We start from the raw sequence: 13,970 nt of genomic DNA on the forward strand, positions 1-13,970 counted from the left end.
TAATTAGTTGCTTATCGATAATTATAACAATTTTTACAAGTAACTTAATCGTTTTAATAATAAAATGAGGGAAAAAATATGAAGAATAAGAACTTAATATTAGCTATATTCTTAGTACTGATTGTATTTTTAGGTTCTAGCGTCGTATTTGCAGAAGATGCAAGTGATGTGCAAACTGCAAATGTCGATGAAATCGAAGTGCAAGAAAATGCAGATATAGCAGAAATAAGTGCCTCCCAAGAATATACTGTTGAAGCAGGTTCAACTAGTGACCAGATACAGGAAAAGATTAACAGTATGTCTGATGGAGACACCCTAAACTTTGAAAACAGCACATATGATGACGTTTGTATCTATGTTGCAAACAAAAGTATTACAATTAACGGTAACGGAGCTGTTTTAAAAGGATATGATAATCCATCTTTAAGCAATGTCGCCGACATAATTAAAAACCCAACCAACCAAAGCGGATACGGAATCACTAATGTAGCAACATTATACGTTGTCCAGGCACCTAATGTAACCATTAATGGATTAACTATTATCGGAGGCGAAAATAGTGGATCAAGTACCGCAGGACCGGCTTATTCCAATGCTTTAGTATATATAGAATACTCAAACAATTTAACATTTAGCAAAAATGTTATTGATGGTTCATCCTGGGGAGTATACTTAAGATTCTCAAATGACTGCATCATCGCTGACAACACTATCAGAAACCAGGAAGTAACCGGTATCTTAAACTTTGGATCTGCAAGAACCATAATCAAAAACAACAAAGTAATCAATGCTAAAAACCACGGTATTGACGTAAGACACGGAACAGGACCTAATGTGCAAGTTATCAAAAATACTGTAATCGGTTCTAAAGAAGGTATTTACTTAATGCACTCTCAAGGACATACTGCATCTGAAAACACAATTGTCAACTGTACTATTTCAGCAATTAGTTGTTACGGATCATCAAATATAGAATTAAATGACAATGTAATGAAAAAATCAAGAATTGGAGTATTATTAGGTGGAGGATACTCAAACATTAATATCGGAAACAACACTTACGCCTTAGATAACTTACCATACCCACCAACATTCGTATACTACATTGCTGAAGCAAAATCCGATTATCAAAGTGCAGCAAACATTATGGGTACCTTCTCTGACAGCACCACCAACTATCCAAATTATGTAGAATACACAGATATTCCAACCCCTGCTGACATTAACATTAATTACAGTGAACTTACCAAAGAAACAGGAACTAAATACATTGTTCCTGAAGGAGCAACCAGCGCTCAAATCCAAAATCAAATCAACTCTATGAACAATGGGGACACATTAGAATTTACAAAAAATGCCGTTTACAATGATATTTGCATTTACACTGATAAAAACATTAAAATTATTGGAAATAACGCTACTTTAATTGGATATGATTCATACAACTTAGCAACTGTTCCTACTAAAGTAAAAGCAGCAAGTAATGAAAGCGGATATGCTATATCTGAACATGCAGTATTATACATTTTAAACAACACCAATGTTGTTGTAAGCGGATTAAACATTGTTGCTAAATATCCTGGTTATGACACTACCAATGTCACTCCAAAAACCGTAAACTATAAAACCGCTGGAATCCGTGCTCAATACAGTCCTAATTTAACTATACTCCATTGTACCATTGATGGTGCTTCATGGGGTATTTACATGGAATACTCAAGTGGAGCTATCGTTGCAAACAACCTTATTAAAAATCAATACACCACAGGTATCTTAAACTTCGGTACCGGCCAAAGTATTATTGCTAATAACGTAATTACCGATGCTGTAAACCACGGTATTGACGTAAGACATGGAACAGGACCAAGAGTAACTGTATACAACAATACCATTTCAGGTGCAAAAGAAGGAATTTATCTCATGCACTCACAAGGTCACAAAGTATACAAAAACACTGTAATTAACTCAAAAATCAGTTCCATTACCTGTTACGGATCTGGAAATGAAGCAATATTTGACAATGACCTTAAAGGAAGCAGAATTGCATTTTTACTTGGTGGAGGATACTACAATGTAACTATTGGAAATAACTCTTACAGTTTAGATACATTACCATTCCCTCCAACATTTGCAACTTATCTTGCAAGAGCAGACAGCAAATATCAATCAGCAGATGGAGCTATCGGAATTTTCTCAGATAAAATAGCAGCAAACCTTACCTTAAGCGGAAAAACCAGTGAATACTTACTCGCAGCTGAAAAAGGAATTTCCTATGAAATCACCCTTACTGACAGCCAAGGTAACGCTTTGAAAAACAGAGATATACTTGTTAGTTTCAATAACGTTAACCAAACTGTAACAACTGATGAAAATGGTACTGCAAGCGTTCTATTAACCGCAACTGCTACAGGATCTCAAATCTTAACCGTGACCTTTGCAGGTGACGATTCCTACAGTCCTGTTGCAAACAATGAAACTGCCATTACAATCAGCCAGGAAAAATCCAAAATTACTGCTAAGAAAGCTACTTTCAAAGCTAAAAAGAAAACTAAAAAATACACTATAAAATTAAAATCCGCATCCGGTAAAGCAATAGCTAAAGTGAAAGTTTACATCAAAGTTAAAGGTAAAACTTACAAAGCAAAAACAAATGCTAAAGGTAAAGCTACCTTTAAGATTACCAAATTAACTAAAAAAGGTAAACACAATGCAAAAATTACCTTTAAAGGTAACAAATACTACAAAGGTAAAACTGCAAAAGTAAAAATAACCGTTAAAAAATAGAAGAGATTGAAAAATCTCTTTTAATTTTTCTTTTTTTTTAAAAAAACTAATAATATTTCTTTTTATAATCATATGCTGTGTAAATTATGAATAATCCAATCAAAATCAGAACTATTTGAGGAAATATCGCAAAGAAAATGGTTGGAATAACACCTAACTCGGCAAGCAACCATAAAACACCATAGATTACAATTAAAACTCCAAAAATGATGGCTACCTTATAACCAATCTCCTTTAAATCATAAAATGGCATTCCGCCACGAAATGGCATGTTATCACCTATAACTCTTTGGTTCCTTCATCAGTTCCAACAATGACCTTATCTACCATTTGTGAGAAGATTCCATTTTCCACAACACCTGGAATTGAATTTAAATCTATCTCTAGATGTGATGGAGATTCGATTTTTTCAAATTTAGCATCGATTACAAAGTTGCCGTTGTCTGTAATAACCGGACCGTCCTTTCTTTGAGCCATTCTTATCTCGCAAGTTGCTCCCATATCTTCAAGCTCTTTGATAACCATTCTGGATGCATCCGGCAAGACTTCAACCGGCACCGGGAAATTGCCTAACTCGTCAACGACTTTGGATTCATCTACAATGACAATGAATTGGTCTGCTGCATAATCAACTATTTTTTCTTTGGTATGGGCAGCTCCCCCTCCTTTAATCAGATTAAAATCAGAGTCCACTTCATCTGCTCCATCTACAGACAAGTCAATATCATGCTCTTCCAAGGTTGTAATTGGTATATTCCATTCTTTTGCAATTAACAATGATTGGAAAGATGTTGGAATTCCCATTACGCTAATTCCTTCTTCAGCAATTCTCTTACCCACTTTTTCTATGAAAAAGTGAGTAGTTGAACCTGTACCAAGACCTAAAACCATTCCGTCTTTAACATATTCTGCAGCCTTATAACCCGCATTCATTTTAGCAGAACTGTTACTGCTTGTATCTTTCATCATATCACAAATCCTAATCTTAATTTATTAAGTCTGAAACCTTTTTTGCAATCCTCTTTATGTTTTCCACAATTCTCTAAAACAATACATTTATCGTTTTCTTCCAATCCATCTGGGAAACATAAATCATGAAAATCACATTTTTCATCACAGTCCGGAGCATTATATGTAAATGTAGATCCTTCAAAAATGCTTTTAGAAGCTGTTAATAAATCTATTTTAGCTCTATCCACTTCAACCGGGACAACTATTTCTCCAGAGTGAATCGGGCATTTTTGTTCGTTATCTTTAACTTCAACCACAACATATTTCCTATTCTTTTCCAAATTTCCAACACAGGATGATTTAAATCTGCAGTTTTCACATTCCTCAGCCGGATCTAAAAAGACGAATTCCTTGCCTTTAACCGCCAAATCTTTTCCTATCAATGTAATCATTAAATCACCTCTGTTTTGTATGCCAATTCATATGCCGCTTCACGACAAATTCCATTGTCGCCCAATATTGTATATCTTTCAGGTCTGATTTTATGAGCCATCATCAATGCTTCAATAATATCATCATCACTGACACCGATTTGTGCAGCTGTTGTAGGTGCCTGTACCGCTTCAAGAGTATCTTTAATAGCTTTCCAGTCCCCACCATGAAGATACATCATCATTATTGTACCTACACCACATTGTTCACCATGAAGTGCCGGCTTTTCAAGGATTTTATCCAAGGCATGTGAGAACAAATGCTCAGACCCGCTTGCCGGACGGCTTGATCCTGCAATGCTGATTGCCATTCCTCCACTGAACAATGATTTCATTACAATACGTGCACTTGGCTCAAGATTAGGCTTAATATTGGCAATGTTATCAGTAATCAGATGCGCAGACATTATTGAAAGCGCTGCGGCTGATTCACTGAATGACTCGTTTTTTAAACGATGAGCCAATTCCCAATCCTTAATGGCTGTGAAATTTGCAATCAAATCTGCGCAGCCTGCTGCCAGTAATCTGAATGGAGATTGAGCAAGAATTTCTGAGTCTGCAATAACTGCTATCGGAGAATGAGCAGTAACGGAAATTGAAGTATTAGGATTTTTTACTGATGCCATAGGAGATACGATACCGTCATGTGAAGCTGTTGTTGGCATTGAAACAAAATATACACCCTGATTAAATGAAGATAACTTAGCCACATCAATAACTTTTCCTCCGCCAATACCCAAAACTGTGGTATCTGGAGTAATCATTTCTTCAACTTCAGCTATTGATTCTGCAGATGCGTTATCCACCTTAATTAAATCATATTCCAGATTATCCTTTTCCAAGCTTTCAATTGCCGGTTTTGCACCCACATCATATGTATGGGAACCAGTGACTATTAAAAATTTTTTATCTAAATGCAGGGATTTGCAAATCTCCGAAGTATTTTTTATAATACCCGGATCAATGTAAACTTCACGAGGCATTTGTATTTTCCTATTGCTCATAATATCTCCTAATATTAATTATACATTTATATATATTTATAAAATAATTATAAATAACTTTCTTTTAAATAAATTTAATACTCATTAAGAACAAATAAAGATAATATTGTAAAAATTTATTTAGGTGATATGGTGGAAAATTTTGATGAATGGTTTCATGACATTTTAGAAAATGCAAACATTACTGATTCAAGGTATCCTATTAAAGGAATGGCCGTATGGATGCCATATGGTTTTCAGATTAGAAAACACTCAATGAACATTATTAAAAGATTATTGGATAAAGACCATGAAGAAGTTTTATTCCCAATGTTAATTCCAGAAACCGAGCTTGCAAAGGAAGGAATTCATGTTAAGGGATTTGAAGATGAGGTATATTGGGTTACAAAAGGCGGTCAAACTGAATTGAATGAACAGTTAGCTTTAAGGCCTACCAGTGAAACTGCAATCTATCCGATGTACGCCTTATGGATTAGAACCCACATTGACCTTCCAATCAAATATTATCAAATCGTAAATACATTCAGATACGAAACAAAACATACAAGACCTTTAATACGTGTCAGAGAAATTACTACATTTAAAGAAGCACATACCGCTCATGCAACTAAAGAAGAGTCCGATGAACAGATTCAAGATTTCATCGCAATCTATAAGGAATTCTTTGATGATTTGGGAATTCCATATCTAATATCACAAAGACCTGAATGGGACAAATTCCCTGGTGCAGACTACACCATGGCTTTTGATGTAATAATGCCTAACGGCAAAACATTACAAATAGGTACAATCCATAACTTAGGCCAAACATTCGCTAAAACATTCAACATTACCTTTGAAGATAAGGACGGAGAGCATAAGCTAGTCTATCAAACCTGTGCCGGAGTATCCGATAGGATAATAGCTTCAGTAATTGGAGTCCATGGAGACGACAAAGGCCTACGCTTGCCGCCAAAAGTATCACCTAACCAAGTTACCATAATTCCAATCTTATTCAAAAAAGGAAAAGAGGAAGTCTTGGCCAAATGCGCTGAAATCAAGGAACAGCTAGAATCCAAAGGCTTAAGAGTGAACCTTGATGATAGGGACATCAGGCCGGGCAAGAAATTCAATGATTGGGAATTGAAAGGAACTCCATTGAAACTTGAACTTGGACCAAGAGACTTGGAAAACAACATTACTGTTGCAATGAGAAGGGATGAAGGAGAAAAAATTGAAATTGCATTGGATGACTCTCTAGCCGATAATGTAATCGAATTATTGGACAAATCTCAAGAAAATCTTTCAAAAATCGCATGGGACTTCCAGGCTGAACACGTCAAATTCACAGAAGATATAGAAGAAATCCCTGAACTTGTTGAAGCCGGCAATGTAGTTAAATTCTATTGGTGCGGAGATGAAGCTATCGGTAAAGAAATTGAAGAGAAAACCGGTTATGACATCCTAGGAATTCAGGAAGAAGTATCTGAAGGCAAATGCATAGCCAGTGATAATGATGCAAAATACGTTGCTTTAATAGCCAAAACTTATTAAGTGATTTTATGGATGATATTTACGCAATAATACCAGTAACAACATTTAAAAATGCAAAAACCAGACTTTCTCCATTCCTATCTGAAAAAGAAAGAGAAAAACTATTAAAAGTAATGCTTCGGGACGTGACTGATACCTTAAAAAAGTATGTGGACAAAATTTTCATCATAAGCAGAGATGAAGAGGTATTGAATTATGCAAAAAGCTTGAATGTTGAAACCCTACTGGAAAATGACAATTCAAACCTAAACAAGGCTTTAACCCAAGCGATGAAACATTGCAAAGGAAAAACAAGAAAAATCATTATTGTACCATCCGATATTCCTTTAATCGGAAAGACTAACGTTAAAATGTTGATTGATGCATCCAAAAACCTGGATTTCATCATTGTTCCATCTAAAGGCGGGGGAACCAACATGATTATAATGAAACCATTGGCCATACGTACAAGATTTGAAGGTTTCAGCTATGAAGAACACCTAAAGGTAGCTGAAAAGAAAAACCTAAATCCGCAGGTGCATGACTCATTTTTCATGGCATTGGATGTGAACACTACTGAAGATTTAGGCGAAATTATGATTCATGGAAAGAAAACCCATACCAGACAATATCTAAAAGAGCTAAAGGTCAATGTAGAATCCTTCCGTGGGTCTGAAAGATTAAAAGTCACAAGAGCTGATTGAATGATAGTGATGTCTATTGCAGGAGTTGACCCTTCCGCCGGAGCAGGTGTTTTTGCTGATTTAAAAACATTTCAAGCCATTGGAGTATATGGAACAGGCGTTGTAACTGCACTTACAGCACAAAATCCCTATAAATTCTTTTCAACATTGCCTGTTGATGAATCATACATTGAAGAGCAGATTGACTCCGTTATGGATTCATATGAAGTCGAATTCATAAAAACTGGAATGTTATACTCACCTGAAATCATTAGATTAGTCTCAAAAAAGATTAAAGAATACAATCTAAAAGCTGTTGTTGATCCTGTAATGGTTGCAACTTCCGGTGGAGATTTGACAAAAGAGGATTTAGCCAAAGCATTGAATAAATATCTGCTTCCAAATTCCATATTAACCACACCAAATATCACTGAAGCCGAAAAATTGACCGGTTTGGAAATAAAAAATAAGGAAGATGCAATTAAGGCTTCAAAAGAAATCATCTGCGACAATATCATAACCGGCGGTCATTTGGACGGCATAAACACCATTAACATTGATGGAAAAACCACCATCATAAAGCAAGAACTAATCAAAACCGACAATTTGCATGGTACTGGTTGCAATTTATCTTCAGCAATTGTCGCATATCTGGCAAAAAATAATGATTTGCATACCTCCATCTCAAAAGCCTTGGACTATGTTTATGAAGGCATAAAAAATGGCAATTATGGAACATTAATTGCTAAAATTTAATTATACTTCCTTAATCTCACCTAAATTTTTGAACAGAATTTTAATATTGCATGAAATTGATTTAAATTAAATTTTACTTAATTTTATATATCAAATTATAAAATATATAATAAATAAGGTGATATTTTGAAATTTAATAAAATCATGATTATATTAATTTTCTTATTAACCATATTTATGATTTCTTCTGTTTCAGCATCTGAAAATATCACAGAAACTGATTTGGCTCAAAGTGACATTGATGAGCTCTCCACTATTGAGAACGGTGATATTGCAGCCATAAATGATACTGAAACTGCATCTTCAAATGAAGTAGTTGATAACATTAATATTACATACGATCAACAGATGTGGATAGAAAATCTAAGCGATATTAAAGTTCAATTGCCAGACAATGCAAACGGTACTTTCTGTTTGAAAATAGGCTACCTTGAAGTTTACAATCAGACAATTACTAATAAAACCTTAATCATTCCCGTTAAACTTCCGGAACCTAAATTTCCATATATCATTGAAAACATTTATCCCCCTAGAGATTGTACAAACTATAAAATTACCGCATACTATAACGGTATTGAATTAAATAACAATCAGACATTGAGTGTGATGAAATTCCCTCCAAATTATGAATATTGGTGGGGCATTTCAGATGAAATCCTTCAATACGGAAGGGAACTGTGGAACAATATCATGTTTCCACGTTCAGCCAATGGTATTGTGGAAATTTACTTGGATGGCGAACTAATAAACAAAACAACAGTCAACGGCCCTTATGCTCAATATGATGCGGATAAAGTACGCAATCTATCATTGGGAAATCATACAATGAAAATAATCTATTATGGGGACACCTATTATCATGATGACAACAGAACATTAACATTTGATGTCGTTAATGTCAAAATTGACGTTCCGACAAACATCTACATCAGCCATGATGACTGTGTTGCCGTAGACATTTTGAAAAATACCTCCGGTAAAGTTAATGTCTATGTGGATAATGTATTGATTAAGACAGGCAAAACCGATAAAATAGGCTCATTCATATTTTCATTGGAAGGATATCTGAAATATAATAGCAGTGAAGTAAAAGTCGAATTCATCGGCAAGGATTACTCAAGGACTAAAGTAGTGCCTATCAGCATCAGATATGATTTCGGATACTACGATGCAAATTCTGTCTTCGTTTATGGGGAAGAAAACATTATTGAATTATACTTGCCTGACAGTTTAAACAATTCAATCTTATCCGTCACTATCAACGGAACCCCTTTTACATTCACACATCCGGAATACATCATGAACAACCTTGTTGAAATTGACATCTCAAAATTGAAAGTCGGCAATTACACCATCGTTATTTCCTATCCTGGAGACGATAAATACGTTAATAGAACTGAAATCTATAACTTTAGTGTTGTTTACTCCAAAAATCCATTTATTAAAATTATATCCTCAGATATTTACACAAATCTTGTAAATCTTAAAGTGGAACTCCTTGACAATAAATGTGAACCTTTAGCAAATACCGAAATAACTTTAAGGATTAATGGAGTTAACATTAAAGCAACAACCGATAAAAACGGTATTGCAAAGATTAAAAGCTCTATGAAGCTCAAATCAAAAGAGTATTGTGTAAGTGTTAAATACAACACTACTAAAATCTCACAATATATCGAAGCAAAACATGTTGTTGCTTTAAAAACAGTTAAAGTCAAAAAATCTGCCAAAAAGCTTGTTTTGACTGCAACTTTAAAGCAGGGCAAAAAGGCCATTAAACATGAAACAGTGAAATTCAAATTTAATGGTAAAACCTATAAAGCAAAAACCAATAAGAAAGGTGTTGCAAAAGTTACCATTAAAAAGAATGTTCTTAAGAAGTTGAAAGTTGGTAAAAAAGTCAAATACCAAGCAAAATATCTAAAGGACACTGTTACAAAAACAGCTAAAGTTAAAAGATAGCAATTTTAACTAAAATATAAAATCTAAAAAAAGTGAAGAAATCTAATAGTTGTCTCAACTATTATTCTTCCATATTTAATTTTTCTACAATTGATTCCTGAAGAGCAATGAATTCAGGAGATTCTCTTTTTCTAAGCCTTTCCATATCCACTTCAATAACTTCAGCGATTCTTCCAGGCTTTTTGTCCATGATAACAATTTTATCCGCCAAAAAGACAGCTTCATCAACATCGTGAGTTACAAAAACTATTGTATTTTCAAATCTCTTCCAAACTCCAATAAGCTGTTCTTGAAGCCTATGTCTATTTTGCATATCCACTGCAGAAAACGGCTCATCCATGAGCAAGATAGGTGAATGATTAAGCAAGGATCTGATAATTGCAACCCTTTGCTTCATACCTCCTGAAAGTTCGTGCGGATAGCTATCTTTAAAGTCAATTAAACCAACACTTGTGAGGTATCTTTCAGCAGCTGCAACATTTTCAGCTTTTGAACCTTTATTTGTCATCTCCAAACCAAAAGTTACATTCTGCAAAACAGTCAGCCATGGAAACAGTGAGTATTGCTGGAAAATTACAGCCCTATCACCGGAAGGCTTTTTGACAACTTCCCCATTGGCAATGATTTCACCACTGGTAGGCTGATCTAGACCTGCAATCAATCTTAATAGAGTTGTTTTACCGCATCCGGATGGACCTAAAAGACATACCAATTCTCCATCTTCAATGGTTAAATTAATATCCTTTAGAACAGAGAGTTTTTCTGTTTTTTTACTTTCAAAGGACTTATTAATATTTTTAATTTCAATTGACATGTAAAACACCTACCAAAATATCCTATCTTGAGCTTTGCTGAATACAAAGTCAAAAGCAAGTCCGATTAATCCAATGACAATCATACCGACCACAGTAGTACCAGTATCAAATAAATTAGTTGCAGTTAAAATCATATATCCCAAACCGCTGCTTGAACCAATCATTTCCGCTGAAATTGTACACATCAATGCAATTCCAATACCTACCTTTAAACCGGAAACGATATATGGGACGGCAGAAGGCACCACTACACGTGTCAAGACATTCCAGTCATTAGCTCCAAGAGTTTGAGCGGATTCAACCAGAACCTTATCTGTTCTTTTAACACCGTCTATTGTATAAACCAGAATCGGGAATACGCAACCCATGAATATGATGAATACTGCTGGAAATGTTCCTATTCCAAACCATAAGATTGAAAATGGAATCCAAGCAACTGGTGGAATTGGCCTTAAAACACTAATTACAAAAGTACATAAATCTTCTAAAGTTTTATACCAACCAAGTAAAATTCCTGCAGGAATTGCAACAATAGATGCGCAAATCAAACCGGCAAATACCTTATATAAAGTATCTACTGTGTTGGTTAAAAGTTTACCGTTTTGAATAACTACCCATGCGGAATTTACCACATCTACTGGACTTGGCAGAATATATGAAGAAAATAATTCAATTCCATCAGTTATAAAATACCAGAATAATATCAATAATACCGGTACAATCAACGGAACAAGTTTATTCTTATAATTATCTAACATTACATCACTTAGTTAAAATTTTATACACTAATAGTTATTACCGTTATTATATAAAAACTTTATAAGAATTACAACAAAATTGATAAATCTAAAAAAAAAGAAAATTAAGAAGCTACTTCAATAGCTTCCATATCTATACCTTTTGAGTAGTCTTCATCGCTTAGAACCGATTTAGTACTCATAACGCCAAACAACATTGTTGAAAAATTATGTATCATCGAAGAAGTCGATGGGGAAACAACACCGAAAACGCCCAAAACAAGAAGTGAACCGTTAACAGCAACGATATTATGATAATTGGTGTTAATCTTATCCAACATTCCTGTGCTTAATTTTCTAAGTGTTACCAAATCATACAAATCATCAGACAGTAAGGATATGTCCGCAACTTCACGAGCAATATCTGAGGAGTTTTTCATTGATACTGAAACGTCTGCAGCTGCAAGAGCAGGAGAGTCATTGATTCCATCCCCCACCATGATTACTGTTTTTCCTTCAGCTTTAAGTTCTTCAATGATTCTAGACTTGTCTTCAGGAAGTACCTGTGACCGGTATTCAGTAATGCCTAATGCCTTAGCACCGGCTTTTGCACCGCTTTCACTGTCACCAGTAAGCATTATGATATTTTCAATGCCTAATGACTTAAGCTCTTCAATGACATATTTGGCTTCTTCGCGTACGGGATCATCAATACAGATTAATCCTTCAAGTTTTCCATCAATGGCCAGATAAACTACAGAATGTTCCGCTGCCTTTTTGGCAATCTTTTTCTCCTGAGTTTTGGTGACCTTGACCTTTTCATCATCGAATAGGAAATGTCTTGATCCTATTACTGCACGCTTGCCATCATATTGAGTTACGATACCATGAGCAACAATATATTCCACTTCACTATGATCTTCTTCATGCTTTAATCCTTCAGCTTCTGCCTGTTTTACAATAGCCGTTGCAATACTATGTGCAAAATGCTCTTCAATACATGCAGCCATTCTTAAAATGTCATCACGCTTGTATCTTCTAGACATTGGAATAACATCAACGACCTCAGGTGTTGCATTTGTTAAGGTTCCAGTTTTGTCAAATACAATTGTATCGGCATTTGCATAATTCTCCAGGAATTTTCCACCTTTAACCATCATTCTATTGTCAGACGCTTCACGCATAGCAGATATGATTGATAAAGGTGTTGTAAGCTTGATTGCACATGAAAAATCAACCATCAATACAGATAAAGCTTTAGTTGCATTTCCGGTGATTAAATATGTTAGTGCCGTTGCAATAAAGCTATATGGAACAATTGAATCAGCAAGTTTTTCAGCTTTGCTTTGAGTATCAGCTTTCAACTCTTCGGAGTTTTCGATTAAATCAATAATCTTGTTCAATCTTGTTTCCTTATTCATCGAATAGACTTCAATTATTAGATTGCCTTCCTCAATTACGGTTCCGGCATGTACTGTTTTTCCAGGCATTTTATGAACGGCTAACGGTTCACCAGTCATCGATGCTTCATTAACCATTCCTTCCCCTTCAATTACTTTTCCATCCACAGGTATTACATCACCCATATGCACTTTAATTTTATCTCCTTTATCAATGTCAACAGCAGGGCATTGTTTTTCTTCACCATCTTCTCCTACTACCCATACAGTGTCAATATTCAAAGCTAAACTGTCCTTAAGTGTACTTTTAGCCTTTTGTATTGTGTAGTCCTCTAATGCATCGGAGATGGACAATAAGAACATCATAGAGCTTGCAGGCTTATAATGTTTATGCAATAATGCACCAGCAACCGCCGCCCCATCAAGTAAAGCCACATCAACATTGAAACTTGTCAAGCTATCAAGGCCTTTCCAAATATATTCGGCGGCATGATAAATAGTTAAAGCATTTCTAATAGGCATCGGCAAAAATAATTTATAGATTCCCCTGTTCAAAATCATCTTAGTCAATTTCATGTAGAAATTCTCAGTGATTTCTTTTGAATTTTGACTTTGAGAGGGCTCAACTTCAAATAGATCATCCAAAGTGATTTTATCTAAAAAATCGAATATCTTTTGCTTGTTTCCAATGCATTCATCATAATAAATTAGAATGCTTCCATTTCTATGGGATGTATGTACCTCATGAATAAAACTTTGGTTTAAAAGTAATGAAGCGAGACCGTAACCTTCCTTTTCAGTGAAAGCCCATTGGCCGGAACGAACTCTTAAACGAGATCCGTTATCATACACTACTTTATATTTCATTTTCCTAC

At 35.0% G+C, this 13,970-nt stretch carries 12 protein-coding genes; 5 read left to right on the top strand and 7 right to left on the bottom strand.

Annotated features, from left to right (window positions below; translation table 11 throughout):
- The first annotated feature begins 78 nt into the window (after window positions 1–78).
- Window positions 79–2,784 (top strand): right-handed parallel beta-helix repeat-containing protein, encoded by a 2,706-nt coding sequence (locus ACKI3D_RS00425; protein WP_407391277.1) that lies wholly within the window; start codon window positions 79–81, stop codon window positions 2,782–2,784.
- 46 nt (window positions 2,785–2,830) lie between these two features.
- On the opposite strand, the gene ACKI3D_RS00430 is transcribed toward ACKI3D_RS00425, so the two are convergent.
- From ACKI3D_RS00430 to ACKI3D_RS00445, 4 genes are read right to left on the bottom strand one after another with little or no spacing between them, the layout of a single operon-like run.
- Window positions 2,831–3,055: a hypothetical protein gene (locus ACKI3D_RS00430; RefSeq protein WP_407391279.1), complete on the bottom strand. Its 225-nt coding sequence runs from the start codon at window positions 3,053–3,055 to the stop codon at window positions 2,831–2,833.
- 8 nt (window positions 3,056–3,063) lie between these two features.
- Window positions 3,064–3,750 carry a ribose-5-phosphate isomerase RpiA gene (rpiA, locus tag ACKI3D_RS00435; protein ID WP_407391329.1) on the bottom strand — a complete coding sequence of 229 codons (687 nt, stop codon included), beginning with the start codon at window positions 3,748–3,750 and terminating at the stop codon, window positions 3,064–3,066.
- Entirely contained in the window at window positions 3,750–4,187 is a 438-nt protein-coding gene (locus ACKI3D_RS00440) for a UPF0179 family protein (protein WP_407391281.1), read from the bottom strand. The genes rpiA and ACKI3D_RS00440 overlap by 1 nt, the downstream gene beginning before the upstream one ends.
- Window positions 4,187–5,230 carry an NAD(P)-dependent glycerol-1-phosphate dehydrogenase gene (locus tag ACKI3D_RS00445; RefSeq protein ID WP_407391283.1) on the bottom strand — a complete coding sequence of 348 codons (1,044 nt, stop codon included), beginning with the start codon at window positions 5,228–5,230 and terminating at the stop codon, window positions 4,187–4,189. Before ACKI3D_RS00445 ends, ACKI3D_RS00440 begins: the two co-directional genes overlap by 1 nt.
- Before the next feature lie 129 nt (window positions 5,231–5,359).
- Here ACKI3D_RS00445 and proS point away from each other — a divergent pair, with 129 nt between their 5' ends.
- The 4 genes from proS (at window position 5,360) to ACKI3D_RS00465 (ending at window position 10,143) form a co-directional block, all read left to right on the top strand.
- Window positions 5,360–6,763: a proline--tRNA ligase gene (gene proS / locus ACKI3D_RS00450; protein WP_407391285.1), complete on the top strand. Its 1,404-nt coding sequence runs from the start codon at window positions 5,360–5,362 to the stop codon at window positions 6,761–6,763.
- Between the two features lie 8 nt (window positions 6,764–6,771).
- A complete protein-coding gene (cofC, locus tag ACKI3D_RS00455) occupies window positions 6,772–7,446 on the top strand; it encodes a 2-phospho-L-lactate guanylyltransferase (RefSeq protein ID WP_407391287.1) in 675 nt (224 codons plus the stop codon).
- A complete protein-coding gene (thiD, locus tag ACKI3D_RS00460; protein ID WP_407391289.1) occupies window positions 7,447–8,181 on the top strand; it encodes a bifunctional hydroxymethylpyrimidine kinase/phosphomethylpyrimidine kinase in 735 nt (244 codons plus the stop codon).
- Between the two features lie 126 nt (window positions 8,182–8,307).
- Window positions 8,308–10,143, top strand: a complete 1,836-nt coding sequence (locus tag ACKI3D_RS00465) for a hypothetical protein (RefSeq protein WP_407391291.1) — start codon at window positions 8,308–8,310, stop codon at window positions 10,141–10,143.
- Window positions 10,144–10,204: 61 nt separating this feature from the next.
- Here ACKI3D_RS00465 and ACKI3D_RS00470 read toward each other — a convergent pair whose 3' ends face one another.
- The 3 genes from ACKI3D_RS00470 to ACKI3D_RS00480 all read right to left on the bottom strand — a co-directional run bounded on the left by ACKI3D_RS00470 (window position 10,205) and on the right by ACKI3D_RS00480 (window position 13,962).
- Window positions 10,205–10,957 carry an ABC transporter ATP-binding protein gene (locus ACKI3D_RS00470; RefSeq protein WP_407391292.1) on the bottom strand — a complete coding sequence of 251 codons (753 nt, stop codon included), beginning with the start codon at window positions 10,955–10,957 and terminating at the stop codon, window positions 10,205–10,207.
- Window positions 10,958–10,966: 9 nt separating this feature from the next.
- Window positions 10,967–11,716: an ABC transporter permease gene (locus tag ACKI3D_RS00475; RefSeq protein ID WP_407391294.1), complete on the bottom strand. Its 750-nt coding sequence runs from the start codon at window positions 11,714–11,716 to the stop codon at window positions 10,967–10,969.
- Between the two features lie 104 nt (window positions 11,717–11,820).
- Window positions 11,821–13,962 (bottom strand): heavy metal translocating P-type ATPase, encoded by a 2,142-nt coding sequence (locus ACKI3D_RS00480; RefSeq protein ID WP_407391296.1) that lies wholly within the window; start codon window positions 13,960–13,962, stop codon window positions 11,821–11,823.
- Window positions 13,963–13,970 lie beyond the last annotated feature (8 nt).

Source organism: Methanobrevibacter sp. (genome assembly GCF_045586545.1).
Classification (GTDB): Archaea; Methanobacteriota; Methanobacteria; order Methanobacteriales; family Methanobacteriaceae; genus Methanocatella.

Coding starts and splice junctions, on each gene's coding strand:
- ACKI3D_RS00425 (WP_407391277.1), top strand. CDS start 79: ATGAAGAATAAGAACTTAATATTAGCTATATTCTTAGTACTGATTGTA.
- ACKI3D_RS00430 (WP_407391279.1), bottom strand. CDS start 3,055: ATGCCATTTCGTGGCGGAATGCCATTTTATGATTTAAAGGAGATTGGT.
- rpiA (WP_407391329.1), bottom strand. CDS start 3,750: ATGAAAGATACAAGCAGTAACAGTTCTGCTAAAATGAATGCGGGTTAT.
- ACKI3D_RS00440 (WP_407391281.1), bottom strand. CDS start 4,187: ATGATTACATTGATAGGAAAAGATTTGGCGGTTAAAGGCAAGGAATTC.
- ACKI3D_RS00445 (WP_407391283.1), bottom strand. CDS start 5,230: ATGAGCAATAGGAAAATACAAATGCCTCGTGAAGTTTACATTGATCCG.
- proS (WP_407391285.1), top strand. CDS start 5,360: ATGGTGGAAAATTTTGATGAATGGTTTCATGACATTTTAGAAAATGCA.
- cofC (WP_407391287.1), top strand. CDS start 6,772: ATGGATGATATTTACGCAATAATACCAGTAACAACATTTAAAAATGCA.
- thiD (WP_407391289.1), top strand. CDS start 7,447: ATGATAGTGATGTCTATTGCAGGAGTTGACCCTTCCGCCGGAGCAGGT.
- ACKI3D_RS00470 (WP_407391292.1), bottom strand. CDS start 10,957: ATGTCAATTGAAATTAAAAATATTAATAAGTCCTTTGAAAGTAAAAAA.
- ACKI3D_RS00475 (WP_407391294.1), bottom strand. CDS start 11,716: ATGTTAGATAATTATAAGAATAAACTTGTTCCGTTGATTGTACCGGTA.
- ACKI3D_RS00480 (WP_407391296.1), bottom strand. CDS start 13,962: ATGAAATATAAAGTAGTGTATGATAACGGATCTCGTTTAAGAGTTCGT.